Source organism: Actinophytocola xanthii, assembly GCF_001921205.1.
Lineage (GTDB): Bacteria > Actinomycetota > Actinomycetes > Mycobacteriales > Pseudonocardiaceae > Actinophytocola > Actinophytocola xanthii.
The window spans coordinates 13,412-38,265 of sequence record NZ_MSIE01000071.1; the positions used below are offsets into that span (position 1 = coordinate 13,412).

Sequence of the window (24,854 nt, forward strand, 5' to 3'; positions counted from 1 at the left end):
AGGATCGCACCGGCGCGCGCACCTCGATCAGGGGTCGTCAGGTGTCCCAGGTTCGGATACACAGCACCAGGGCGCCGCCGGCCAGCATGGCCGGCTGCGGGGGCTCCCCCAGCAACAGCCAGCCCACCAGCACGGCGACGACCGGGTTGACGAACGCGTAGGTCGACGCGGTGGACACCGACGTGGTGCGCAGTAGCCAGACCAGGCACGCGAACGGAACGACCCCACCCGGAACGGCGAGGTAGAGCACCGCGAGAGCCGAGGCCGCGGAGACCTGCCCGAACGCCATCTCCTCGAACTCGGCGGTGGCCGCGGACAGGACGACCAGTGCGGCGCCGGACGTGGCCAGCTGTACCCCCGCGACGGTCAGCGGGTCCTCGGGCATGGCCAGTGCCGCGGTACCGAACGCCCCCGCGGCTTCACACGCGGCGGCGGTGAGCAGCGCCGCGGCGCTGAGAGCGGACACTCCCGTGGATCCGGGCAGGCAGAGCAGAGCAAGGCCGGCGAGGCCCGCCACGACACCGGTGAACTCCCTCGGGCGGGGACGCTCGGGACCCGGTACCCGGTACAGGACGATCCACAGTGGCACCGTCGCGACCAGCAGCGCCGCCGGCCCCGAAGCGGTGAACTGCTGGCCGAAGGAGACCAGTCCGCGGGCCGCGGCGAGCGTGAGCAGGCCCGCCAGAGCCGCGTTCCGCAGCTGTACGAACGGCAGCCGGAGCCGGTCGCGGCCACCACGGGGCAGTAGGAACGCGGACAGGACCAGCGCCGCGAGCAGAAACCGCACCCCTGTTCCGAGCAGGGGTGGAACGGTCTCCAGCATGATCTCGATCGCGGTGTAGGTCGACCCCCAGAGCAGGTAGACCGCCAGCAGTGCGAGCAGGACCCGGAGGCGGCCGCTCACCACCGGCGCTGCCGCGCCGACCCCGGCCGCCACACGGCGAACTCGGAGAACCCGTGCAGCAGCGGTGCCCGCCGGGTGCCGTCGTGCTCGCCGACCGACGTCACCCGCCCGATCAGGATGGTGTGGTCGGCCATCGTGATCGAGCTGTGCAGGTCGCACTCGGCAGTGCGGTGGACGTGGTCGGTGGGCACCGGCAGTCGGCAGTGGCGACTGGGCCGCCAGGCCACCTCGTCGAAGACCCGCTCGCGCCCGGACGCGAACGCCCTGGCCAGCTCGTCACCGGAGCCGTCGAGCAGGTTCACGGTGAACGACCCGGTGTGCTCGACGGCCCTGCGCATCCTGCCCCAGCGGCCGACGCAGACGAGCAGCATCGGCGGGTCGAGGGAGAGGCTGCACAGCGCCGAGCACGTCATGCCTGTCGGTTGCCCTTCCTGGTCGAGGGTCGCGAGCACCGCCACCCCGCTCGGGAAGCCCTGCATGAACGTCCTGAACTCGGAGGCGGACACCCCAGTGGCGCCGTTCTCGGTGGTGTCGTCGGGGTCGGCTGGAGACGGCTCGGGCATGGTCCTGGTGCTTCCGGTAGGGCGGGGCAGCAGAGCGGTGACGGCCGGGCCGGTGGTCGCGGTGGTGACCACCGCGACCACCGCCAGGGCCAGGTAGGTGGACGGGGTGATGAGGCCGGCGGCCAACCCCAGCGAGATCACCACGAACTCGGTCACCCCGCGGGTGTTGAGCAGGACCCCGAGAGCCAGTGCCTCGCGTCGCCCCCAGGCGTGGGCACGGCCGACCAGGTAGCCGGGCACGACCTTCCCGACCACCGCCAACGGCAGCAGCAGGGCGATCTCCGCCAGCACCCTGCCACCCGGCTCGACGCGCACCCCCATCAGGGCCGCCATGAAGAACACCGGCAGCAGTACCTGCCCGAAGGCGCGGAAGGCGGCGACCGTCGCCGGGCGTTCGGGTGCACCGGACGACGCGGACCGCGTCGTCGGGGGTGCAACGCGGGGGAAGAGCAGCCCGGCCAGCAGGGCGCCCGCCGCCGCGTGCAGTCCGAGCGCGTCCGTGCCCGCGGCGGCGGGCAGGGCCACCGCCAGCCCACCCAGCATCACCGCCTGCGGCGCCAGCCGGCCCACCGACGCGGCCAGCCGCCTGCGCCAACCGAGCCGAACGGCGACCAGGGCCAGGAGCAGCGCCACGGCCGGCCAGCGGGACCACCACAGCCGCCCCCGTCGCTCCCGGTCACGCCCACCGCCACCGCCAGCATCAGCCAGGCGAGCAGGTCGATCATCGCGGCCGCCGGCAGCGCGGTGCGCCCCAACCTCGTCTCCGACAGGTGGTAGTCCAACAGGATGCGGGACAGGACCGGCAGTGCGGTCGCCGAGATCGCCACCGCGAAGAACAGACAGCTCCCGACGCCCCCCGCGGTGGAGGTCGAGCCGTAGACCAGCAGGCCGACCGCCCCGCCGAGCACCGCGGGCACGAGGAACCCGGCGGTCGTGGCGGCCATGACCTCGGACCGGTGGGACAGCGCGGCCGACCGGAACTCGTGGCCCAGGCTGAAGATGAACAGCACCAGGCCGACATGGCCCAGCGCGGCGTACAGGGGCAGGGACTGGGGTGGGAACAGCAGGGCATGCAGACCGGGGCTCACCGCACCGAGCCCGAGCGGCCCGAGGAGGAACACCGCGGTGATCTCCCCGATGACCGGTGGCTGGCGCAACCGGCGCATGAGGTCTCCCAGGACGGCGGCCGCCAGGAGCACCGCGGCCAACCCCACCCCGACGAGGACGGGCAACGTCGCCTCCGCGCGTCGAGGGGTCAGCCGCGGGCCGCGGCGTGCAGCGAGGCCACGTACTCGTAGTGGCTCGGTAGCCGGCGCGCCAGGTCGCGTGCTCGCTCGGCGGTGGCGGCGAGGGCCAGTTCGGCCGGCTCGGGGTCCAGCAGCCGCAGCGCCGGACGCGGTTCGGTGCGCACCCCGCCCAGACCGAGCAGCATGGCGGTGTAGGAGTACGACTCAAAGCCGTGGTAGTAGGGCCACACGCTCTCGGTGTCGGGGAGCCGGACAGCCCACGCCGCGAGCCGCTCGGCGAGGCCGGGTGGCATGTCGCGCTGCCGGGCGTCCTTCCAGTACGCGTTGTCCTCCCGGGCCGCCGCGTAGTAGTGCAGGAACAGGAACTCCCTTACACCGTCGAGACATCGGGCCAGGAGGCTGTTGTAGCTCGCCGCGCGCTCCGCCGACGGACCTCCGCCGGGAAATGCTTGACGAGCTGCTCGATCCCGTACTGGATGAAGAAGATACCGGTGGACTCGAGCGGGTCGACGAATCCGCCGGCCAGTCCGATCGCAACGCAGTTGTGCACCCAGAAACGACGGCTTCGCCCGACCCGCATCCTGATGTGGTTGGCTTCCAGGTCGTCGGCGGCAGGGCCGGCGTAGGCCCGGAGCGTTCGCTCGGCGTCCTCCGGCGAGCAGTATTCCGACGAGTACACGTAACCCATCCCGTTTCGGTGGAACACCGGTATCGTCCAGATCCAGCCTGCGTCCATCGCGGTCGCGCGCGTGTACGGAGGAATTCCGGAGTGTTCCTGGTCCGCCGGTACCCGGAGCGCGACCGCGCGGTCGTTCGGCAGATATTCCTGGTACGACTCGAAAGGCTCACCCAACGCCTGGTTGATCAGCAGTCCACGAAATCCCGTGCAGTCGACGTAGAGGTCTCCCCGCAGCTCACCGTGGTTTTTCGTGACCAGGTGGCCGACCGCCCCACGCTCGTCGAGCACGACCTGCGCCACGTCGTCGAGCACGTGCCGCACGCCGAGGCGGACGGCCCGTTCCCGGAGGAAGGTCGCGAGCAGGGCGGCGTCGAAGTGGTACGCGTAGGGGAACTGCGTGGTCTGGTCGGAGAGGGTCGAGCGGCCGGCGTCACGCAGTCCCGGCCCCGGTCCGCTCGGCGGCCTCGACCTGCTCGAACAGTTGCCCGTCCCGGAAACGCGGGGCTCGCATGGCGTCGCTGAGGGCGGACACGACGAACAGGTCGCGGTCGGCCCGGTCCCCGTCGCGCCGCGCGAGCCACCACTCCGAGACCGGGAAGCCCTCGACCGAGCGCAGCCGCTGGAAGGGGTGGTAGAAGTGGTGTCCCTGGTGACGCCAGTTCTCGAACCTGATGCCCAGCTTGTAGGTCGCCCCGCAGGCCGGCATCCACTCCGACTCGGCCAGGCCGAGGTATTCGAAGAAATGCCGGATGGTGCTGAACGTCGCCTCCCCCACGCCGATCGTGGGGACGCGGTCCGATTCCACGACCGTCACCCCGACCCGGTCCCCGAACGCCGCCAGCAGATAGTTGGCACACATCCAGCCGGCGGTGCCCCCGCCGACGACGACAACTCTGGACACCATAGCCCGTCCCCTGATTCGCTTGTGGAAAAAGACGTCGAACAGCCCGACCAATTCCTTGGCCGGACACGTGTCGATAAGTTTTTCTACACCGGGACGAGCCACCCCCGGAAACGCGTTCGGTCGAACGTCCGCATCCTCGTCGGCCGACTCGGCGTTACACAGAGCGTTCAAACGTGTCAACGGAAGTCCGAACGGCCTAAGGAGACGCGGCGGTCAGATTAATTATCAGCGGTGCGGTCCGATTTTGGCGGGGAATTATCCCGGGAGATTCCTTGATTTAACGACCACCGGCAGGGCGCCTTCCGACCGATGGCCGTACCCCTTGCGACCCGCGCCGCGCCGGGCTCCGCTGGCTGGCGGAAGCACGCCGACGAGGTCTTACCCGAGCTGGCGGGACGCGGTTCGAATGAACGCTGTGAGGATCTCCTGGCTGCGGTCTTCGCACATCCGTAACTGGGAGCGTTCCGCCGCCTCATCCACAGCAGTGATCGGCTCGAACGCGGTGTCGGCCAGTCGAAGGAGCTCCGCGTCGTCGGTGAGCAACTGGACCTGGAAACGAGCATGATCTGCGGCGGCCCCGCGCTTGTCCGCCTCGATCCACGCGGCCCTCGTGTCCTGCCCGTCCGGATCCCTCTGCTGCGCGAACCATCGGGTGATCACGGCTTGGCGGAGCTCGGTCATCGCACCAGCGAACGCGGCATAGGCCGCGATCCGCTCCTGCCGAAGTCGTTCATCACGTGCAACCTGCTCTGCCCGCCGAGCAGTGAGCCGGCCGAACAGGTACGTCAGGCCCGATCCGGACAAGGTGCCAACTACTGCGATGATGCTGGTGAGCAGACCATCCATGCGCAAGAAGTCTGCCACGTGGTTCTCGGCGAGGGCGGCTCCCTCACGTCGTGTGCGGAGCTCCGCCCAAGCGGGACAATGGAAGGGCTATGGCCGGATCGACACCCGACCCGAGGACGCGGCGCTGGTGAGATTTCGGTCGTCACGTCGAACGCAGGTGGGGGCGGCTGCTGTGAAACAACGACGAACCCGTGCGCCCGAGACGCAGGGCGAGCGCCCGGAGTCCCCGCGGCGAAAGGCCGGCCTCCTGCTGTTACGTCCGGTCTCCTGGCTCAGCGCCACGATCATCGCCGCCATTGTCGCGTCGTTGGCGGTGGTTTACGCGCCTCGTCTGCTGAACACGGTCATCCCGGGGCGTCCGGTGGTGGACGTCGACACCGTGGACAACCCGCCGGTGGTCGACGCCGCCAACGACGGGGCGCGACCCCCGGTGGCGTACAACGCGTTCGCGTTCCCCCGCGTGCTCACGCCGGCCGAGCTCCAGGAGCTGAACACCACCGTGGCGGGTCAGGAGGCGGGCGGCACCGGGCCTGGCCCGGAGGCGATCACGTGGATGCGCGCCCACGACGCCTACGACGTGGGCGGCCTCGTCACCCGCGTCGTCGTGCAGGCCATCGATCAGCCCGTTCGCGTTCTCGGCGTGCGGGCGGAGATCGAGGAACGGAAGCCGCCGGTGGGGAAGACGGTTCTCTACACGCCCCCGGAAGGCAGCGACGACGTGGTCGTGGCCGCGCTGAACCTGGACGAGAGAGAGCCGTCGGCCCCGCACTTCGCGGCCAGCACCGAGTCGTTGAACCCCGGCGAGAGCGTGGTCATCGACGTGGAGGCGTCCGTCTCCAAGTACAGCGTCGTCTGGCGGATCGCTATCGACTACACGGCAGCCGGCAAGGAGGACACCTACCTGGTCGGCCACGAGGACGGTGGGCCCTTCCGCACCACCGGCCTGCCGAACGCCACGCCGAAGAAGTCGGGCACGCGCGACGGCTTCCTCCGTCAGTATCCGGACCCGTGGTGGTTCCGGTACCCCGTGGCGGACGGGGAGAAGCCGGTCTACGTGCGGGGGCTGCCCTCCCGGTGAGCTGTCAGAACCACGCCGTCCGAACGGGCACCGACGTCAGCTCCGCGGGAGCCTCGCTGCCGTACCGGATCGTCCACGTGTCCTGCTGCCGGTCGGGCGAACCGTAGAGGTAGCGGTCGGGGCCGCAGGCGTAGTTCATGCGCAGGCCCTGGAACACCACGGTGGCCCCGCCGAGGAGCTGGCACTCCAGGCCGTTGACCAGCTCGAGGAACCAGGGATCGCCGTCGTAGGAGTGCTCGCCGGGGGGAAGGGCCGAGTCGTCGGTGACGCGTAGTTCGACCGCCTCGCCCGCTGTCGGGTCGCTGAGGCACAACGCGCGCTCCGCCAGGCGCCCGGCCGGCAGGAAACACGGGTCGAGCACGCTCGAGTCCTCGGTGAAACACCGTCTCGCCTGGGGGTTGCCCGAGGCCAGGTTGGAGTCCTGGCAGCTCCCGACGGCCTGCTCAACAACGGTGACGTCGGCGGCGGGCTCACCCGCGGCGGTGAACGGGTTGGCGACCACCACCTCGGTCTTCGGGAGCGCGACGGCGCTGGGCGAACCGGTGACGGTCGCCGTACAGGACGCGCAGCAGAGACCGAGCCCGACGACGGCACGAACAGCCGCGCGGGCTCGGCGCCGGGTCACGGGGGGCTCAGTTGTCGCGGGACTGTTCGGCCAGGAAGCGTTCCAGCTCGGCGGCCAGCTCATCCGCGGTCGGGACCGGCTCGCCCTCGCCCACCAGGAGGTTGTCGGACGCCTCGGTGAACGAGTCGTACTGGCGCTCCAGGGCCGCGACCATCTCGGCCACCTCGGCGGACTCCGCCACCTGGCGCGCTACCTCGGCGTCGGTCCGCTTCGCGGACTCGTGCAGGCGGCCGGGCTCGATCGCCAGGCCGGTCGCCTTGGTCAGCGTCTCGAGCAGGCCGACGGCGGCCCCGGGGTAGGTGCCCTGCGCGAGGTAGTGCGGCACGTACGCGGCGAAGCCCATGGCGTCGTGGCCGGCCTCCCCCAGGCGCAGCTCGAGCAGCGCCGACAGGTGACCCGGCACCTGCACCCGGCTAAACGGCGACTTCTCGGTGACCAGCTCGGGCCTCGTGGCGTGGGTGATCACCAGGAGCCGCCGGGTGTGCGGAACACCCATCGGGATGCCGTGGAAACCAATGGTCAGCCGCACGCCCCAGCGCTCGACCAGGGCACGCACGGCCGCCGCGACGGCCTCCCAGCGGCGGTCCGGCTCCGGGCCCGTCATCAGCAGGAACGGGTTGCCGACCGCATCGTGCAGCAGGTGCACGACCAGCTCGGGGGCGTCGTAGTGCGTCCAGCGGTCCGTGTCGTAGGTCATCACGGGACGACGGGCGCGGTAGTCGACCAGCTCGTCGACGTCGAAACGTGCGACCACCCGGTGCTCGTGGGTCGCCAACAGGTGCTCCACGAGCGTCGAACCGGCCGAACCGGCGTCCATGAACCCGTCGAAGTGGTGCAACAGCACCGCCCCGCTCAGGTCCGGGACGTCGGAGTCGACCTCGAACAGCTCCTCCGAGTCCATCGCCACCGCAGTCCTCCCAGGTCATCACACGTGCTTGTGAGGGTGAACGCCGGACCGGCGCCGGGCATTCCCGGGTGCGGACCGGCGCGTGCCAGCGTTCGTGCTGGTCCGCATCTTGCCTGGCCGGCCGCGACCGCCGAGCAGGTGGGCCGGTCCGCTCCGAGTGTCCGGCGCGGTGGGACGGCCCATGTGTCCATCCCCACGGAACGTCCCCAGTTGTTAGCGTCGAGTACATGACGTCGCTCTGGGGTGTGTCATTCGACGCGACACCGATCTCCGGGGTCGTCGTGGAGTTCGTCAAGACCGCGCGGCTGTTCGCGGACCAGGGACACGACGTGTTCCTCGACCTCGGCTACGACGTCAAGTCGGACAAGGGCGAGTTCTTCCGGCCCTACGGCGAGGAAGCCGCCCTGCTGCCCGACTGGGTGCGGCTCGGCCGGATCGCGGGGGTCGACCGAATCGCCGGCTACGACAGGAACTTCGTCGCGGCGGTGCTCCGGGACGTGGTCGGCCGGGGCGGGGGCGTCCACCTGTTACCCGACGTGGCGCGGATCGCGGCGGAGCTGGCCGAGCTCGTCGTCGTCACCTGGGAGCGCCACGACGTCGAGTTCGTGTTGGTGGAGAACGGGACGCTGCCCGAGAACATCACCTACACCACCGCCCTGTACCAGGCCATCGAGGAGTACGGGCGCCGCCGCGGGCTGGGACGGTTCGTGCTGTGGCGCGACCACGATCTGATGTGGCAGAGCGAACCGGGCAGCGGCAAGTACGGCGAGTTCCCCTACCCGGCGACACCCCGCCCGGTCGCCTCGCCGCACATCCACTACCTGGCGCTGCACGAGGAGGCGCGGCGCAGAACCCTGGAGTGGGCGCCGCACCTCACCGCGATCGACGTCCTGCCCAACACCTTCCCGTGTCGCCGCGCGACGGTCGACCCACGCAACGCGGGTTTCCGCCTGGCGTACGGCATTCCGCCCGACGCACCGCTGATCGCCCGGTGCACCCGGATCATCCCGCAGAAGCGGATCGACCGGGAGCTGCACCTGCTCGCCGGCATCCCGGAGGCCTACCTGTTCGTGGCCGGCGACGCCGAGGAGTCCCCCGCCGAGTTCCGCCGGCTGACCGCGGTCGCCGAGCGGCTCGGGGTGACCGACCGGGTGGTGTTCGGCGGCTGGCTCGCCCCGCAGGAGACCAGCGGTCACTACGGCGTGCGCGACCTGCTCGCCCACGCCACCGTGGTGTCGTTCCTGACCTCCTACGACTACGAGAGCTACGGGAACCCGATCGGCGAGGCGATCGCCGCCGGCGTGCCGTACCTGACCACCCGCTACCAGCTCTACGACACCGTCTACGGCGGCAAGGGTTTCCGGGGCGTGGTGTTCGACCCGGCCACAGGGGACCTGCCCGACCGGGACTTCGTCGACCAGGTGCGGGACCTGTTGCACGACGAGGAGAGGCGGACGGACATGGCGGAGCACAACTACCGGCTCGGGGCGCGGCACTTCGGCCAGGACAGCGCCGTCGAGCTGCTCGACCGGCTGGTGCTCACGCCGATGGACGAACGGGTACGGCTGTCGGTCGTCCTCCCCGTCTACAACGAGCGGGCGAACCTGCCCGAGGTCCTCACGTCGCTCTACGAGCAGCGCGGCATCGATCGGGCCTGCTACGAGGTAGTCGTGGTGGACAACAACTCCACGGACGGCTCGGCCGACGTCGTCCGCCGCTTCGCGCGGGAGCACCCGGACCTGACCGTGCACGTCGTGGCCGAACAGGAACAGGGCGTCTCCTGCGCCCGCCGCACCGGTATGCGGTTCGCCAGCGTGCGCAGCCACGGCCGCGTCAACGGCGCCGAGCGGTTCTACCTGGTCTCGGCGGACGCCGACTGCCGGGTCGACCCGGACTGGCTCGCGGAGCTGTTCACCGCGATGGAGTCCGGCAAGGCGGCGATCGGCGTGTGCGACTACTACTACGCCCCCGAACGGTTCGCCGACCGGCCGAGGCTATGGGACGCGATCATCCGGACCCTGCGGTGCCGGCACGTCACGTGGGCCCTGTTCGGCGGGTTCCCGGACGGCAAGGGGTTCGCCGTCGACCGGGACGTGCACGACCGGGTCGGCGGCATCGAGATCTTCTACCAGCTCAGGGACGGGCGGTTCGTCAGCCACCTCTCCGACGACTGGGACTTCGGCATCCGGGTGCGCGGGTCGGGCGAGGAGATCACCTACGTCCCCCGGTCCAGGGTCGAGATCAACCCGCGCCGGGTCGACCACACGATCGAGGAGGTGATCGCGGGGCGGGCGTACGGTTCGGACGGGATCATCGTGATGCGCGACGTCCGACCGCCCGGTGCCCTCGCCGGTGCCGACCTCACCGAGGAGGAGGCGCGGCAGGCGTGGGAGTTCTCCATCAAGGACTTCACGCCGAAGAACGTGATCCTGCCCGTGCTGCTCACCCCGTCGCTGTTGGACGACGACGCGGTGATCGAGTTCTTCACACCCGGTCTCGCCGAACGGCTCGGCAGGCGCATCGCGGAGATCATCGACGAGATGCGGATGATCGACCTCACCCCGATCCACTCGTACAAGACGCCGTCCTACCGGCTCTACCTCGAGTTCGCCGACGAGATCTTCGCGCGGTTGCGGGCGACGGTCGGTGAGGACATCGGGTACCCCCCGCCGCTGCCGCCCTGCCTCGCCGACGTGCCCCCGGAGCGCTTCGCGGAGTTCGTCCGCTACTACTGCGAGGACAGGGAATCCGGCGAGGCGCACAACTACTTCGGTAACGGAGGAGTGTTCTGATGGCCGTCCCGACACAGCTTCACCACCAGACGACCTACGCCGAGGCGCTCGAGTCGCTCCGGCTCGTCGACCCGTCGCGACCGCCGGCCGCGGTGACCGCGACCCTCGCCAGGCCGGAGAACCGGCACCTGCTGGAGTACGTGGTCGAGGACCCGTTCGGGGCGCACGTCTTCCCGGGCGACGAGACCGGCTACCCGCCGGGCGACTTCCTGGCCGACCTGGACGAACAGCTGGCCTCGACCGCGCCGATCCACCTGTGGTCCTACATCCCCACCTGCGCCTACCGGTGCCGGTTCTGCCAGTACCCGGTGGTACTGGCCAAGGGACCGAACGCCGACGCCAAGGCCGAGCAGTGGGTGGACTGGAACATCAGGGAGGCCCGGCTGTGGCTGGCCGCGGTGCCCAGCCTCCGCGACGCGCCGGTCGGCGAGTTCAACGTCTTCGGCGGCACGCCATCGCTGCTCCCACCGGACGCGATCCGCCGCCTGCTCGACTTCTACCGCGAGAACTTCGCCTTCGGCCCGGAGACCGCGATCCGGTTCGAGGGCGATCCGAGCACGTTCACCCCGGACAAGCTCGAGCTCCTCGCCTCGCTCGGCGTGCGGAAGCTGTCCAGCGGGGTGCAGTCCTTCGACGACACGGTGCTGCACGAGTGCGGACGCGAGCACAGCGGGCGGATGTGCGTCGACTTCGTCCGCGAGGCGCAGCGCACCGGGTTCGAGTGGGTCAGCATCGACCTGATGTACGGGCTGCTCGACCAGACGCTCGACAGCGTGCGCCGCGACCTCGACACCGTGCTCGACCTCGAGGTCACCGCCGTCGTGTGCACGAAGCTGCACCTGAAGTCCTATACGGACACCCGAACGGGGGTGGCCGGGGTCCAGCCGGCGGCCTGGCAGTTCCCCGACTACCGCGACAAGCTCGCGCGCACCGGCCACCGGTGGCCGCCGCTCGGCGAGCAGTACCAGATGCGGGAGCTGCTCACCGAGGGCCTGCGCGCGGCCGGGTACACCGAGCACCCGACGATGTACTTCGCCCGCGCCGGTCGGGGTCCGGAGACCTGGAAGTCCATCATGGTCGATCAGGACCGCCAGGAGGCCGAGGTCGCGATCGGCCTGGGCGGCAGCTCGAGCTGCCGCCGCTCCGAGGCGATCACCGACGTGAACTGGCCCCGGTACGTCGAGGCCGTCGAGGCCGGACGCGTCCCGCTTGCCTCGGCCACCCGCTTCTCCCCCGCCGCCCAGGAGTCCCGCGCCGTCAAGATGGCACTGACCTCGCTCCAGCCGGTGAGCGACGAGGTTCACCGGACACGCTTCGGTCGTTCGCTGCTGGCACCGCCGTGGCGCCCGCTGCTGGACTCGCTCGTGTCCCGTGGCCTCGCCCGCCTCGACGACTCCGGCGTGACCCTCACCCCGGACGGCGAGGTGCTCGTCGAGGCCGTCATCAACACCGAGCTGAACCTCCCGGACTGAGAACTCACCCGGCAGCGACGACGGTGTTCAGGCGGAAACCACCTGCGGGTACAGCGCACCGGGGTCGCCGGCGACCCCGGCCTTGGCCTGCCGGCTGGCGTCGTCGACGAGGATCTCGAGCGCGCCGGCCTCGACGCCGTCGAGCGCCACTCGGACGACGTCGGCGGGGTCGAGCTTGGCCAGGTCGAAACCGGCCACCATGTCGGTGTCGACAGCTCCCATGTGCAGGGCGCTCACCAGGGTGCGCTGCCCGGCCAGCTCGAGGCGGACCCCGTTGGTCAGCGCCCACTGCGCGGCCTTCGCCGCGGCGTAGGAGTTGGCGCCGTCGTAGGAGAACCACGACATGGCGGACAGCACGTTGAGGATGGCTCCGCCACCGTTGCGGCCGAGCACCGGCGCGAACGCCCGGACCGTGCGGAGGGACCCCCAGAAGAACGTGTCCATCTCCAGTCGGATCTTGTCCAGGTCCCCGGCGACCAGGTTCTGGTAGGTGGAGATCCCGGCGTTGTTGACCAGCAGGGTCACCTCGCCCGCCGCGGCCGCCGCCGTCGCGACCGAGTCGGAGTCGGTGACGTCCAGCGGCAGGACCCGCACGCCGGGCAGGTCGAGGTCGACACTCTCCGGCCTGCGGGCCGTGGCGTACACCGTGGTCGCGCCGCGGTCGAGCAGCTGCCGCACGAAGTGGCGGCCGATGCCGCGGTTGGCGCCGGTGACCAGCGCGACCGAACCCCTGATGTCCATGGCGTCTCCCTGATGCCGGGCCCCCGCGGTCGTCTCCCGCGGGGGCGAGCTGGTGCTAGGCTAAAACCTGACGTTGACGTCAAAGGCAGCAAGAAGTGACGTGGATCACGAGATGGAGGCCGCCGTGCGCATTGGTGACGTCGCGGCAGCGGCCGGGGTGAGCACCCGGGCGTTGCGCTACTACGAGGAGCAGGGCCTGCTGACCTCGGAGCGAAGTCCCTCCGGCCAGCGCCACTACGGCGACGACGCCGTGCGACGGGTTCGGTGGATCCAGGCGCTGTACGCGGCCGGGCTCAACAGCAAGGCCATCACCGGCCTGCTTCCGTGCGTGCACACGGGGGTCGCGACCGACGAAATGATCACCCACCTCGCCGCCGAGCGAGACCGGATCGACGCGCAGATCCGTGACCTCACCACGACCCGCGAGCGCCTCGACGGCATCATCGACGCGGCACGCGACCGCAACCCGGAGTGTGACCTGTCGGCGGAGGCGGCGACAGCCGGGTCCGCCGGCTGAGTCATCCCCCGTCCGACGCCGGGCGAGCGCCGCGCGGCCGCGGCGCGTTGAGCCCGAGGACGACGCCGAGCATCCGGACGGCGAAGCAGATCGCGGCCGCCGCCAGCGCGGCCCACAGCCCGTAGATCCCGAGGTGGATGGCGCCGACCGTGAGTGCGGCGGCGAGCAGGGCCGGGATCGCGTACAGGTCACTGCGCAGCACCGAGGGGACCTGCCGCACGAGCGTGTCGCGGATGGTGCCCCCGCCGACCCCGGTCACCGCACCCAGGATCACCGCCGGCCCCACCCCGAGCCCGAAGGCCACCGCCTTGCTGGCCCCGATCACCGCGAACACGCTCAGCCCAACCGCGTCCAGCACGTTGATCGACATCTCCAACCGGTCAAGCCACTGGCTGAGCGCGAACGCCACCAGCCCACCCAGGACCGCCAACGCCAGGTACCGCCAGTCCCGAAGGGTCGCCGGCGGGACGTCGCCGAGCAGGACGTCACGGATGATGCCCCCGCCCAGAGCCGTGATCACCCCCAGCGTCACCACACCGACGATGTCGAGCTGGGCGGCCCGCACCGCGGTCAGGGCCCCGTTGAGGCCGAAGGCGAACGTCCCGATCAGGTCAAGCACCAGCAGCAGCGGGGGCTCGGTCGTCATGCCCCCTGTCTACTGCGGCGTCGCGTACGAAGGGGTGACCGCCCGCACTACGATCCCCCGGATGACGATGAGATTCACCGCCCGTGCGGTGGGCGTGGACGAGGACGACGAGCTCGAGTGCCTGACGGCGGGGGTGGCCGAGGACGAGGACGGCGAGGGCATGCTCCTGCTGTTCATGTGCGGCCTCACCGAGCCGGACGAGGAGGACGCCGAGCTGGGTGAGGACACCCACTGCCTGGTCACCGCCGACCAGGGGACCGCATACGGCGCTGTCCGGCAGCTGGTGCTCCGGGACCGGGTGCTCCGGGTGCGGGTCGACGACTCGAGCCTCGAGGAGCTCGGGCTGGACGACCCGGAGATCGAGGCGGTGCTCGACGTCGACGACGCCGCCATCGACCAGCTCCGGCTCGGGCTTGCGCGGATCATGGCCTACGGGCGGCCGGACGCGCGCCCGGCGGAGGTCGAGCTCTAGAACTAGACGTACTGCCCTGGGCGGTCGCGGACGAAGGCATGGCGGCCGCCCTACGGGAGGTCGGTCGCGGTGAAGGTGAACCGTCCGGACGGGACGCGGTAGACCGAGTACCGGCCTTCCACGCGGTCGAAGGCCGCGCGGGCGGGGGCGGAGACGTGGTCGCCGGGCAGCCAGACCTCCGCGGTCGTGTTGGCCGGGATCGTGGCGGTCAGGGTGAAGCGGTCCCCGCTTCTGGTCCACGAGGTCCGTGCGGTGCCCTGTGGCGTGTCGTAGCTGCCGCGTGCGTACCGCAGTTCGCCGGTGGGCTTGGGGTGGATGACCAGCGTGCGGTAGGCGTTGGCGCCCGGCCGGATCCCGGCCAGACCGGTCTGGAACCACTCGTCGATCTGGGCGAGGATCATGTGGTTCTTGGAGTCCCCGCGGTTCCAGCGCTCGCCCATCGTGGTCATGCCGTCGGGGTTGGCCGGGGTCGGGGCCAGGAAGTGGCCGTAGCCGGGCTCCTCGTTCTGCCGCAGGAGGTCCCACAGGACGTCGTCGCGGTCGGCGGCGGTCAGGGCGCGGATGATCGGGCCCATGCCGATGGTCCCGCCGCTGAAGTGGGGGCCGTCGCCGATCGGGTGGTAGCTCTGGACGAGCTCCACCAGGGCGTCGAGGACGCGGGCGCGGTAGACCTCGGGGACGAGCCCCGCGTCCAGCGCCAGTGCCTGGGCGGTCTGGGTCGCGCCCTCGGGGCCGGCGTCGCCGTTGGACGTGTACCGGCCGAGGGCCTCGTTGAGGAACGCGTCGTTGAACGACCGCTTGATCGACGCCGCCAGGGCCTCGTACTCGCCGGCGTCGGCATGGTGGCCGGTCAGCCTGGCCATCGCGGCCATCCTCGTGATCATCACGTAGTACCCCCAGGTGCCGGTGATCCGACCCGACGTCTGGTCGGCGGCGACCCAGTCGCCCAGGGCGGCGTCGACGATGTCGCCGGTGACCTTCTCCCGGCGGATGTAGTCGACGAAGTCGACCATCCGGTCGTAGTGCGCGCTCATCGTCCGCGTGTCGCCGTAGAGCTCGTACTGGAACCACGGCACGAGCACGATCGCGTTGCCCCAGTTGATCTCGTCGCTGAACCGCCCGCTGTAGCCCCAGTCGTAGACCGGGGTCTTCAGGGCCACGTTGCCGAACATCGGGGTGTCTGCGACGGACTGTCCCTCGACCAGGTGGCGCATGGTGGTCCGCAGGTACGCGTCCAGGCCGAGGTTCCGGTGGATCGCGCCCATCGGCATGGTGTAGTCGGCCGGACAGGACAGCTTCTCGCGCCCGGGGCAGTCGGTGACGACCGACATCATGTTGCTGGCGAAGGCGTATCGGGCCATCCTGTGGAGACGGTTGATGCGGGGGTCGGAGCTGTGGAGCTCCCCTGTCGCCGGCGTGTCGGCCTGGAGCCTCACCCCGGTGACGAGGTCACGCGGCGGCACGTAGCCCTCGGGCAGCCCGGTGACCTGGATCCACCGCACCCTGGTCCCCCGGCGCACTACGGCGCCGCCGCGAGGGCGCGCCTGACGTCCTCGGCAACCAGGTCGGCGTTGAGGGCACCCGCCGTGGTGACACCGGACGCGCCCGCGGCGGCGACGGTGGCCTGCGCGTCGGTCACGTTGCCCGCGACCCACACGCCGGGAACCGAGGTCGACCCGTTCGGCTCCGCCGCGAGCGCGGACCACAGCACGTGGCCGCCCACCTCCCGCTCGGCCGCCACCAGGCCGAGCCCGGCGACAACCTCGTCGTGCGCACGCAGCCGCGGTGCGACGACGAGCGCGTCGAGGGGGACGATCCGGTCGCCGTGCAGCTGCAGGCCGCTGAGCCGGTCGTCGGTCACCTCGACGGCCTCGACCGTTCCCGCCACGACCTCGATCCCGCGGGCGGCCAGCCCCGCCCGATCCTCGGCGGAGACGACGGGGCCAGTGTGCTGGAAGAGCGTCACCCGGTCGCTGAGCTGGCGGAAGAGTTGGGCCTGGTGCACGGCCAGCGGGCCGCTCGCGAGCACGCCGACGCGCCGGTCCCGCACCTCCCAGCCGTGGCAGTAGGGGCAGTGCAGCACGTCCCTCCCCCAGCGCCGCGCGAGTCCGGGGATGTCGGGCAGGTCGTCGACGAGCCCGGTGGCCACCAGCAGGCGTCGCGCGGTGAACCTCCGACCGTCGGCGAGGGCCACCGAGAAGCCGTCGGGGATCCGGGTCGCGCCGCTCACGCGGCAGTCGACGAGGGTGACGCCGTAACGCGCGACCTCCTCCCGGCCGCGGCGCAGCAGCTCGTGCGGCGCCACCCCCTCCAGCCCGAGGTAGTTGTGCACGCCGTTGGACGGGGCGTTGCGCGGGTTGCCCTCGTCGACGACCAGGACCGCGCGCCGAGACCGGCCGAGCACCAACGCGGCCGACAGCCCGGCGGCGCCGCCGCCGATGACGATCACATCGAAGTCCATGTCTCTCTCTCTCCGTCTCGTGGGAGTCGACTCAGCCGGCGAAGAACGCCAGCAGCTCGCTGGTGACGAAGTCCGCGTTCTCCTCGGGCAGCCAGTGGCCCGCTCCCGGCACCTCTACGGCCCGGGTTATCCGCGACATCCGTGGTTCTACTGTGGACCGGATGGGCGCGAGGACCCCTTCCGCGGTCATCAGCAGCGTCGGCACCGCGATCGGCGGCGCGGCCAGGTTGTCGCGCTCGTCCTGCTCGAGCGTCCGGTACAGCTCGAAGCCTCCGGTCAGGACCTGCGGACGGCGGTAGGTGCGGGCGAACTCGTCGATCTGCGCCTCGGAGAACGGGGGCCTCGCCCCGGGGCCACCGAAGCTCTCCCCGCCGTAGGCGACGTGGGAGTAGAACAGCGCGAGGTACTCCCGGACGTCGTCGGCGACGACCGCCTCGGGGAACTCGCCCTGCCCGTGGAAGGCGATGTGCCAGCTCAGCGACCGGTACTGGGCGGCGCTGAGAACCGGCCCCGGGAGGGGATAGTCCAGGTGCGCGTACCGGGTGACGTGCTCGGGGTACTGGACGACGTACTGGAAGCCGACGCCGGCGCCGAGATCGTGCCCGACCAGGTTGATGTCGGACAGGCCGAGCTCGCCGGCGACCAGGCCGTGCACGAACCGGGCCAGGGTCGCCTTGTCGTAGCTCGGCGGTGCTCCCGTGCTGTCACCGAGCCCGGGGAGGTCCAGGGCGTACACGGTGTACCGGTCGGCGAGTGCCGGCATGATCTCGCGCCACTCGTACCAGGACTGCGGCCAGCCATGCAGCAGGACGAGCGGTTCGCCGGTCCCGCCGGTGACGTAGTGCATCCGCACGCCGTCGACGTCGGCGAACTCGTGGCGGAACCGCCGGTTGAACTCGTCGTCGCCGCGCGTCGCGGCGTCGAAGGAGTCGGCGACCACTCGCTGGCCGGGCGCCTGGCCGGCGTCGGTCGCGCAGGCCGAGACCAACGCGAGGGCGGTCAGCAACGCGACAGCGCGTCGTGGTCTGGTCGTATGGGTCGGGGTCATGCCTGTCACCTCCGCGGACAACGTCACCACGGGGCGTTCCGGGCTTGCAAGAAAAGTTGCAGATCCGCATGATGCGTCCATGGGAAGCACCGAGAGGGACATCCTGGCGGGCGTCGGACCACGCCTGCGTGCGCTGCGGCGGGCACGGGGTTGGACACTGACGCGGCTGGCTGACGAGACCGGGCTGACGTCGAGCACGTTGTCGCGGCTGGAGAACGGAAAGCTCCGCCCGACGCTGGAGCAGCTGCTACCGCTGGCGCGGGTCCACGGGGTTCCCATCGAGAACCTGGTCGAGGCGCCGCCGACCGGGGATCCGCGGATCCACCTGCGCCCGGTGCGGTACAACGGCCTGGTCGTGGTGCCGTTGACGAGGCGGGCCGGCGGGGTCCAGGCGTACAAGGTGATCTATCCGCCGGCGGGCCGGGAACCGACGACCGAGCTGCAGACCCACGAGGGGTACGAGTGGTTCTACGTCCTCAATGGACAAGTGCGGTTCGTCCTGGGCGAGCGCGACCTGCGGCTCGGCCCGGGAGAGGCGGCGGAGTTCGACACGCGCGTGCCGCACTGGATCGGCAGCGCCGACGACCAGCCGGCGGAGCTGCTCACCCTGTTCGGCGCACAGGGAGAACGCGCGCACCTGCCCGCGCTTCGCGACTGACCACGCCCGTCAGGGGTCCCGGCGGTGGTCGATCACGCCGATCCGCACCTGGTGCAGCCAGAGGCCGAGCCCTCCGACGAGCCGGTCGCGGTCCATCCGGTACAGCCGCTCACGCCCCGACCTGCGAACGCTGACCAGGCCGGACCGGACCAGGACGCCGAGGTGGCGGGTCGTGGTGGGCCAGCTCTGCTCGAACCGGGCGGCGAGGTCACCGGCCGTGACCTCGCCGCCGCGGTCGTGCAGGACGAGCAGGATCTCCCGACGGGTCGGGTGCGCGAGCGCGCCGAACACGACATCGAGCTCACCGAGCTCGCGGACGACCCGAGGACGGCTCATCGTCAGTTCGGGGACGCGTGCCTGGGCTCGTAGATCCCGAGTTGGCCGCCGCCCGGGACACGGATCGCGGTCAGCAGCCCCCACCCCGCGTCCTCGACGGGTCGGACGAACTCCACCCCTTTGCCCTCGAGCTCCTTGACCGTGGCGTGGATGTCGTCGCACATGAGGTACAACTCGTGGCCCGCGTCGGCCGCCTCCGTCGGGTGGACCCCGAGCTCGGCCGGCGGGAGCTGGAAGATCAGCCATCCGCCACCCGCGTCGACCGAGTCGAACTCCAGGACGTCGCGGAGGAACTCCCGGAGGGCCGGGGCGTCCTTGCTGTACATGACCGCGTGGGTGCCGGTGATCACCGCGTCTGGTCTCCGTTCGTCGGTTCGGATACTTAGCAACCTTGCTAACCATAGCGAGGCGGTCAACCCCACGGTCGACAAAGATGAAGCAGTTTTCAACAATTGTGTTACATAACAATTCGCACATTCTTGTTGGGCCCTTAGTGGACAGGACTACGACATTCGGGCGAATTACAACCCGGTGACTCTCCGATAGGGTGACCGGGTTGTGATTTCTTCCGTATCTCATGGGGGAGGCATTATGAAAGCAAAAACGGCGGTGTCCGCTGCGTTCTTATCCGTGTCGATGGCGGCGGTGTCGTTGCTGGCCGCACCGGCGGCCGGTGCCGAGGGCGACCCGAGCGTGCTGCAGGCCAGCAACGGGTACCACCTCAGCGGCGACTGGGACGGGGACGGTGTCGACACTCCTGGGGTGTTCCGGCCGGGCTCGCCCAACACCTACTACCTGCGCAACAGCAACTCGAGCGGCGTCGCGGACATCACGGTGTCCTTCGGCGGCGGGGGCAGCGTGTTCCCGATCGTCGGGGACTGGGACGGCGACGGCGACGACACGATCGGGTTGGTGGCGTTCGGCAGCCCGAACCGGTACTTCCTGCGCAACAGCAACACCAGCGGGGTCGCCGACATCACAGTGACCTACGGCAGCTACGGCTACCCGCTGATCGGGGACTGGGACGGCGACGGCGACGACACCATCGGTCTCGTGGCCTTCGGCAGCCCCAACACCTACTACCTGCGCAACAGCAACACCTCCGGCGCGGCCAACATCACGCTGAACTACGGCGGTGAAGGCTTCCCGATCGCGGGCGACTGGGACGCGGACGGCGACGACACCGTCGGCCTCGTGCGGTTCGACGCGAACGGTGTCGTGGACAACAGGTGGTTCCTGCGCAACACCAACAGCTCCGGGATTGCCGACGTCACGTTCGACTACGGCAGGGGCGGCCTCGAGGTGATCGGCGACTGGGACAACACGGGCGATGACAACCCCGGCCTCGTCTACCCCGGCCAGCCGAACTGGTGGGACCTGCGCAACAGCAACACCACCGGCCCGGCCGACACGTCGTTCACCTACGGCAGCTGACCACAGCGCACACCGGATGGCCCGCTCCCGACACGGGGGCGGGCCATCCGCATGCTCGGCGCCTGCCGCCTCGCCGACAGCGCGCTGTGGAGAATCGGGTGCTGCTCCTCGCGTCCGCGTCCCCACGCCGCCGCACTTCAGCCTCGCCGCACGTCACGGTGCAACAGGACTGCAACTCCGGCGGCCAGGATCGGCGGGCGACGGAGGGACGGTGGTGCTCATGTTCGGGCGGGTCGGTCGGCTGGCGATGGTGCTGGGGCTGGTGCTCGCGGCAACGGGAGCCGGGGTGGGGGTGGTGTCGGCCTCAGTGACGACACGAGTGTCGACACTGGCGGTGGCCGCGCCCGCGTGTGTGCGGGCGGTGGACCACGGGGCGGTGCCGGACGACGGTCTCGACGACCGCGACGCGTTGCAGCGGGCGATCACCGCCGCGCAGGACGGGCCGGGGTGTCTGGAACTGGCGGCGGGGCGGTTCCACGCCACCCGTCGGCCGGGCGGGTCGGACTCGATCGGCAGTCTGCGGATCACCGAGCCGCTCACGGTGCGGGGCGCCGGGGTCGGGGTCGGGGTGACCGTGCTGGCGATGCTGGGCTCGGGCACCTGCCCCGGCTGCTCCGCGCCGCAGGACTGGATCCTGGTGGAGATCGCCGGCGGGGCGTCGGGGGTGGCCGTCAGCGACCTGAGCCTGGACGGGTCGCAACGCTCCAACACCGGCGAACAGACCCACCTGCTCCAGCTGACCGGGCCCACCCGCGACGTCCTCGTCGAGCGGCTCGCGTTCACCCTGCCGACGATGGGCGCCTCCACCGGCGGGGACTGCGTCCGGCTGCTCGGCGCCCTCGGGACCGCGCCGGCGCTGGTGGTGAACACGACGATCCGGGACGTCGTCGGCCTGGACTGCGACCGGTCGTTCGTCAGCCTCCAGCGCGGCGTGCAGGGCCTCGTGGTCGAACGCGGCGAGTCGGTGCGGGTCGGCGACCAGGCCATCGACTTCGAGCCGACCGGTGGCACCGGCTGCGAGACGCTGGTCCGCGACGTCCAGCTCCGGCGGCTCACCCTGCGCACCGGCCGCTCCTCCGGGGCCACCGTGACCGTCGCCGGCAAGGGCTGCAAGGTCGTGCGAGGCGTCACCCTCACCGACTCGGTGGTGGAGGACGGCGGCGTGTTCGTGCTCAACGCCCACGACGTGACCCTGTCGCGGCTGCACCTGCGCAGCGTCCCCGGCAGCGCACAGGCACCCGTCCTGGCCCGCGAGCGCATCGTCAACCTGCGCGTCCTGGACAGCGTCGTCGAGCGGGTCGCCGCCTCCGGACCCGGTGCCGCGGTCCGGGTCTCCGGACAGGACACGGCCAGACCGACCGACGTCCTGCTGTCCGGCGTCCGCGTGCCGTCCGCCACGCCCGAACCCCTGATCCACACCACCAACCTGGCCCGGCTGAGCATCGTCGACGCCGAGCTGGTCCACCGGGGAGCACCAGTGGCCAACGCCGCGGTGCACGTCAGCGCGGTACCCGCGACACCGGCCGAGTCACCGACGCTGACCGACACCGCCGTCTGCGGAGCGCTGGCCGGCGTGATCACGACAGCGGGCCAGGTCGGCCAGCCGGTCCTCGTGCGGGTGACCGGACCGTCCGACTGCCCGTGAGAAGCCGGGCCGTAAGGAACAAGGGGGAGCACATGTCCGGAAACACGTTCACCCGGCGGGCGGCGCTGGTCGGCGGGGCCGCCACGCTCGGGGTGCCACTACTGGCCGGCGCGCGGCCGGCGCAGGCCGGCACCTGGGGGCGGATCGCCAACGGCTCGCACGTCAACCGTCGGGTCTACACAGGACTCTTCTTCGGCGGACCGCACAACCCGAACTCGGTGCCGCTGTTCACCCGGCACCCCCTCGACCCGGACCGGTTGGACTGGACGAGCACGGCCGACATCCGGTTCGCCCTGCAGCGGCTGGTCGGCGTCGGGCTGAACACGGTCACGCTGTCCTACTTCGGGCACGAGGGGGACACCGACGCCTTCGCCCCGACCTGGCTGTTCTCCCGGACCCGGTGGCCGCACGAGAACGTTCCCGGCACCTACACCGAAGCCGAACAGATCGCCCGGGTCCGCGAGCTGTTCGCCGTGGCGAGGGAGGTCGGCCTGCTGGTTGCCCCGTTGCTCGAGGTGACGCCGAACAACCGGTTCTTCGAGTACTTCCCGACGAACCTCGACGTGCTGCTCGACCGCGCCGGGTGGCTGCTCAAGCACTTCGGTGACGAGCCCAACTTCCTGCGGGTCTTCGACCGGACCGGCAAGGCCCGCCACGTACTGGGGCAGATCGAGGCGATCCACCTCGGGCAGGTGGACCCGGTGGACTTCGCGGCCGGGTTCGACACCGCGGCCCGGCTGCTGCACCAGCGCAGCGGCCACCTGCCGGGCTGGTGGCTCGACCCCACACCGCTTCCTCCGTTCGGCTCACATGCCGGCCCGGACCCGGCGGCCCTGCGCACGACGTCGAGCGTACTGGGCATCAACCCGTTCAACATCACCTCCCAGAGCCCGGGCGCGGCGGAACCGGAGGAGCAGATCACCCCGGACGAGCGGATGGCCTACGCCCGGCAGATCACCCGGACCTGGGCGGCCTCCGGCATTCCCTACCTCGCGCCGCTGCTGCCGGGGTACGACGCCCGCATCGTCTTCCCGCACCTGGGGAGCTACGGGTTCACCACCGACTGGCTGCGCCAGCAGCGGGACCTCGCGGTGAACAGCGGCAACGCCGGCGTCTCGTTCACCACGCTGAACGGCTTCACCGAGGGATACGTCGTCTATCCCACCGAGGAGAACGGCGACACCATCACACGCTGGGCCGCCGAGGCCGTCGACGCCCACCGCGCCCACTGGATCTGAGCCGAGGATTCCGACCGGTCGAAACCACGTTCCTCCGTACGGCCGTGTATTTCGCAGCATTGGGCGGGGAATTCGAAACCACTGCAACGGCACCGCGCCCGGCAGCGACACCCTCCTCAATACGCGGGGGAGCACGCTGTTTCCGGAGGGCTCATGAAAAAGGTTTCGTCACGCGCGCTGACGTTGGCGATCTCCCTGGTCGCCCTGCAGGGCGCGGCGCCGGTCGGATCGCCGGCGGCCGAGCAGCGGGCTCCCGGGGCGTGCGGTGCCGCCATCGGTGTGCCCTCGGCACCCGCCGACGCCACGACGGTGATGCCGGGTACCGACCTGTCGACGGCCACCCGGAACAGCCCGCCGGGCACGACGTTCTGGCTCGGCCCCGGCACCCACACGCTGGTGGCCGACCAGTTCGGGCAGGTGATACCGAAGGACGGCAACGTCTATCTCGGCGCACCGGGCGCGGTGCTGGACGGGCGCGGGATCAACCGGGCGGCGTTCACCCAACAGGCCTCGGGAGTGGTGATCAGCGGCCTGACCATCCGCGGCTTCGTCGCGTCGCTGAACCAGGGGGTGGTCAACCACGACTCGGCGCCCGGCTGGGTGATCGAGGGCAACGTCATCGAGGACAACGACGGCGCCGGGATGATGGCCGGGAACGGTCAGCGGATCCTGCGGAACTGCCTGCGAAACAACGGCCAGTACGGCATCAACGCCTACCGCAACGGCGGGATCTCCGACCTCGTCGTCGAGGGCAACGAGATCACCGGCAACAACACCGACGACTGGGAGGCCCAGGTACCGGGTTGCGGCTGCACCGGAGGTGCGAAGTTCTGGGCGGTGGACGGCGCGGACATCCGCGACAACTGGGTGCACCACAACCGCGGCGCCGGGCTCTGGGCCGACACCAACAACAACGACTTCGTCATCGAGGGCAACCTGATCGAGGACAACGACGCCGAGGGCCTGTTCTACGAGCTCTCCTACAACCTCGTCCTGAGCGGGAACACCTTCCGCCGCAACATGTTGCCGCAGGGCCGGCGCCGAGCCGAGCTGGGCGACAACTTCCCGGTCGCCGCCGTCTACATCAGCGAGTCCGGCGGCGAGCCGCGAATTCCCGCGCGGACCAACCTGATCGACATCAGCGGCAACATGTTCTCCGACAACTGGTCGGCCATCACGCTGTGGGAGAACGCGGACCGGTTCTGCAACAGCCCGGCCAACACCTCGGGGCTGTCCTGCACGCCCATGGTGCCGCAGGTCTCGTCCTGCGCCCAGCCCGGAATCGCCTCGCCGCCGCTGCTGGGCGACTGCCGGTGGAAGACCCAGCGGGTGCACGTACACGGGAACACCTTCGAGTTCGACTCGCAGACGCCGGGGTGCCTGTCGCTGTGCGGGCGGATGGCCGTGCTGTCGAACTACGGCACCTTCCCCGACTGGTCCCCGTACAAGGCCTGGACGGTCTCCGACGCGATCACCTTCCAGCAGGACAACCGGTGGTACGACAACCTGTACTACGGCCCGTGGACGTTCGTCGCCCACAACGCCGGGCGCGGACTGTCCCCCGAGGCATGGCAGGCGGCACCGTACAACCAGGACACCTGCAGCACCTTCGGCGACTCCGGCGGCTGCGGGTAGGCGCAC

At 70.6% G+C, this 24,854-nt stretch carries 24 protein-coding genes and 1 pseudogene; 10 read left to right on the forward strand and 15 right to left on the reverse strand.

The window, feature by feature from the left end:
* Nucleotides 1-37: 37 nt before the first annotated feature.
* The 6 genes and pseudogenes from BU204_RS30880 to BU204_RS30905 form a co-directional block, all read right to left on the reverse strand.
* Nucleotides 38-904: an EamA family transporter gene (locus BU204_RS30880; protein WP_158073538.1), complete on the reverse strand. Its 867-nt coding sequence runs from the start codon at nt 902-904 to the stop codon at nt 38-40.
* Nucleotides 901-2,100, reverse strand: a complete 1,200-nt coding sequence (locus BU204_RS42055) for a flavin reductase (protein WP_158073539.1) — start codon at nt 2,098-2,100, stop codon at nt 901-903. Before BU204_RS42055 ends, BU204_RS30880 begins: the two co-directional genes overlap by 4 nt.
* Nucleotides 2,010-2,699 (reverse strand): cation:proton antiporter domain-containing protein, encoded by a 690-nt coding sequence (locus BU204_RS42060; protein WP_075129322.1) that lies wholly within the window; start codon nt 2,697-2,699, stop codon nt 2,010-2,012. The genes BU204_RS42055 and BU204_RS42060 overlap by 91 nt, the downstream gene beginning before the upstream one ends.
* 23 nt (nt 2,700-2,722) lie before the next feature.
* Nucleotides 2,723-3,831: pseudogene (locus BU204_RS42065) on the reverse strand (tryptophan halogenase family protein).
* Nucleotides 3,824-4,297, reverse strand: a complete 474-nt coding sequence (locus tag BU204_RS42070) for a tryptophan 7-halogenase (RefSeq protein ID WP_269844673.1) — start codon at nt 4,295-4,297, stop codon at nt 3,824-3,826. Before BU204_RS42070 ends, BU204_RS42065 begins: the two are co-directional and overlap by 8 nt.
* Nucleotides 4,298-4,675: 378 nt before the next feature.
* On the reverse strand, nt 4,676-5,143 hold the full coding sequence (locus BU204_RS30905; protein ID WP_075129359.1) for a hypothetical protein: 468 nt from the start codon (nt 5,141-5,143) through the stop codon (nt 4,676-4,678).
* Between the two features lie 172 nt (nt 5,144-5,315).
* Between BU204_RS30905 and BU204_RS30910 the strand changes: the two genes are divergently transcribed.
* Nucleotides 5,316-6,221, forward strand: coding sequence for a hypothetical protein (locus BU204_RS30910; RefSeq protein WP_075129323.1), 906 nt, complete (start codon nt 5,316-5,318; stop codon nt 6,219-6,221).
* A gap of 4 nt (nt 6,222-6,225) precedes the next feature.
* Here the strand turns inward: BU204_RS30910 and BU204_RS30915 are convergent, their stop codons facing one another.
* Complete coding sequence (locus BU204_RS30915; protein ID WP_075129324.1) at nt 6,226-6,846, reverse strand: hypothetical protein; 621 nt, start codon at nt 6,844-6,846, stop codon at nt 6,226-6,228.
* Between the two features lie 7 nt (nt 6,847-6,853).
* Entirely contained in the window at nt 6,854-7,753 is a 900-nt protein-coding gene (locus BU204_RS30920; RefSeq protein WP_075129325.1) for a proteasome assembly chaperone family protein, read from the reverse strand.
* Between the two features lie 227 nt (nt 7,754-7,980).
* On the opposite strand from BU204_RS30920, the gene BU204_RS30925 reads away from it, so the two are divergent.
* Entirely contained in the window at nt 7,981-10,545 is a 2,565-nt protein-coding gene (locus BU204_RS30925; RefSeq protein WP_075129326.1) for a glycosyltransferase, read from the forward strand.
* Nucleotides 10,545-12,017, forward strand: a complete 1,473-nt coding sequence (locus BU204_RS30930) for a radical SAM protein (RefSeq protein ID WP_075129327.1) — start codon at nt 10,545-10,547, stop codon at nt 12,015-12,017. The genes BU204_RS30925 and BU204_RS30930 overlap by 1 nt, the downstream gene beginning before the upstream one ends.
* Before the next feature lie 27 nt (nt 12,018-12,044).
* On the opposite strand, the gene BU204_RS30935 is transcribed toward BU204_RS30930, so the two are convergent.
* A complete protein-coding gene (locus BU204_RS30935; protein WP_075129328.1) occupies nt 12,045-12,758 on the reverse strand; it encodes an SDR family oxidoreductase in 714 nt (237 codons plus the stop codon).
* 100 nt (nt 12,759-12,858) lie between these two features.
* Here BU204_RS30935 and BU204_RS30940 point away from each other — a divergent pair, with 100 nt between their 5' ends.
* On the forward strand, nt 12,859-13,275 hold the full coding sequence (locus BU204_RS30940; RefSeq protein ID WP_332888602.1) for a MerR family transcriptional regulator: 417 nt from the start codon (nt 12,859-12,861) through the stop codon (nt 13,273-13,275).
* 1 nt (nt 13,276) lies between these two features.
* Here the strand turns inward: BU204_RS30940 and BU204_RS30945 are convergent, their stop codons facing one another.
* Nucleotides 13,277-13,921, reverse strand: coding sequence for a trimeric intracellular cation channel family protein (locus BU204_RS30945; protein WP_075129329.1), 645 nt, complete (start codon nt 13,919-13,921; stop codon nt 13,277-13,279).
* Between the two features lie 61 nt (nt 13,922-13,982).
* Here BU204_RS30945 and BU204_RS30950 point away from each other — a divergent pair, with 61 nt between their 5' ends.
* Nucleotides 13,983-14,393 (forward strand): Imm10 family immunity protein, encoded by a 411-nt coding sequence (locus tag BU204_RS30950; RefSeq protein ID WP_075129330.1) that lies wholly within the window; start codon nt 13,983-13,985, stop codon nt 14,391-14,393.
* Between the two features lie 50 nt (nt 14,394-14,443).
* Here the strand turns inward: BU204_RS30950 and BU204_RS30955 are convergent, their stop codons facing one another.
* From BU204_RS30955 to BU204_RS30965, 3 genes are read right to left on the reverse strand one after another with little or no spacing between them, the layout of a single operon-like run.
* Nucleotides 14,444-15,895, reverse strand: coding sequence for an alpha-L-rhamnosidase-related protein (locus BU204_RS30955; protein WP_198943050.1), 1,452 nt, complete (start codon nt 15,893-15,895; stop codon nt 14,444-14,446).
* A 17-nt stretch (nt 15,896-15,912) separates the two neighbouring features.
* Nucleotides 15,913-16,854 carry an NAD(P)/FAD-dependent oxidoreductase gene (locus tag BU204_RS30960; protein ID WP_075129332.1) on the reverse strand — a complete coding sequence of 314 codons (942 nt, stop codon included), beginning with the start codon at nt 16,852-16,854 and terminating at the stop codon, nt 15,913-15,915.
* 31 nt (nt 16,855-16,885) lie between these two features.
* Entirely contained in the window at nt 16,886-17,902 is a 1,017-nt protein-coding gene (locus BU204_RS30965; protein ID WP_075129333.1) for an alpha/beta fold hydrolase, read from the reverse strand.
* Between the two features lie 79 nt (nt 17,903-17,981).
* Here BU204_RS30965 and BU204_RS30970 point away from each other — a divergent pair, with 79 nt between their 5' ends.
* Complete coding sequence (locus BU204_RS30970; protein WP_075129334.1) at nt 17,982-18,560, forward strand: helix-turn-helix domain-containing protein; 579 nt, start codon at nt 17,982-17,984, stop codon at nt 18,558-18,560.
* 9 nt (nt 18,561-18,569) lie between these two features.
* Here BU204_RS30970 and BU204_RS30975 read toward each other — a convergent pair whose 3' ends face one another.
* Together BU204_RS30975 and BU204_RS30980 are read right to left on the reverse strand one after the other, a co-directional pair.
* Nucleotides 18,570-18,896 (reverse strand): ArsR/SmtB family transcription factor, encoded by a 327-nt coding sequence (locus BU204_RS30975; RefSeq protein ID WP_075129335.1) that lies wholly within the window; start codon nt 18,894-18,896, stop codon nt 18,570-18,572.
* A gap of 2 nt (nt 18,897-18,898) precedes the next feature.
* Nucleotides 18,899-19,246 carry a VOC family protein gene (locus BU204_RS30980; protein WP_075129336.1) on the reverse strand — a complete coding sequence of 116 codons (348 nt, stop codon included), beginning with the start codon at nt 19,244-19,246 and terminating at the stop codon, nt 18,899-18,901.
* Between the two features lie 241 nt (nt 19,247-19,487).
* Here BU204_RS30980 and BU204_RS30985 point away from each other — a divergent pair, with 241 nt between their 5' ends.
* The 4 genes from BU204_RS30985 to BU204_RS31000 all read left to right on the forward strand — a co-directional run bounded on the left by BU204_RS30985 (nt 19,488) and on the right by BU204_RS31000 (nt 24,848).
* Nucleotides 19,488-20,330 (forward strand): hypothetical protein, encoded by an 843-nt coding sequence (locus tag BU204_RS30985; RefSeq protein WP_143229881.1) that lies wholly within the window; start codon nt 19,488-19,490, stop codon nt 20,328-20,330.
* A 211-nt stretch (nt 20,331-20,541) separates the two neighbouring features.
* Nucleotides 20,542-21,975 (forward strand): hypothetical protein, encoded by a 1,434-nt coding sequence (locus BU204_RS30990; protein ID WP_075129338.1) that lies wholly within the window; start codon nt 20,542-20,544, stop codon nt 21,973-21,975.
* A 32-nt stretch (nt 21,976-22,007) separates the two neighbouring features.
* Nucleotides 22,008-23,213: a hypothetical protein gene (locus tag BU204_RS30995; RefSeq protein ID WP_075129339.1), complete on the forward strand. Its 1,206-nt coding sequence runs from the start codon at nt 22,008-22,010 to the stop codon at nt 23,211-23,213.
* 153 nt (nt 23,214-23,366) lie between these two features.
* Nucleotides 23,367-24,848, forward strand: coding sequence for a right-handed parallel beta-helix repeat-containing protein (locus BU204_RS31000; RefSeq protein WP_075129340.1), 1,482 nt, complete (start codon nt 23,367-23,369; stop codon nt 24,846-24,848).
* Nucleotides 24,849-24,854: the final 6 nt, after the last annotated feature.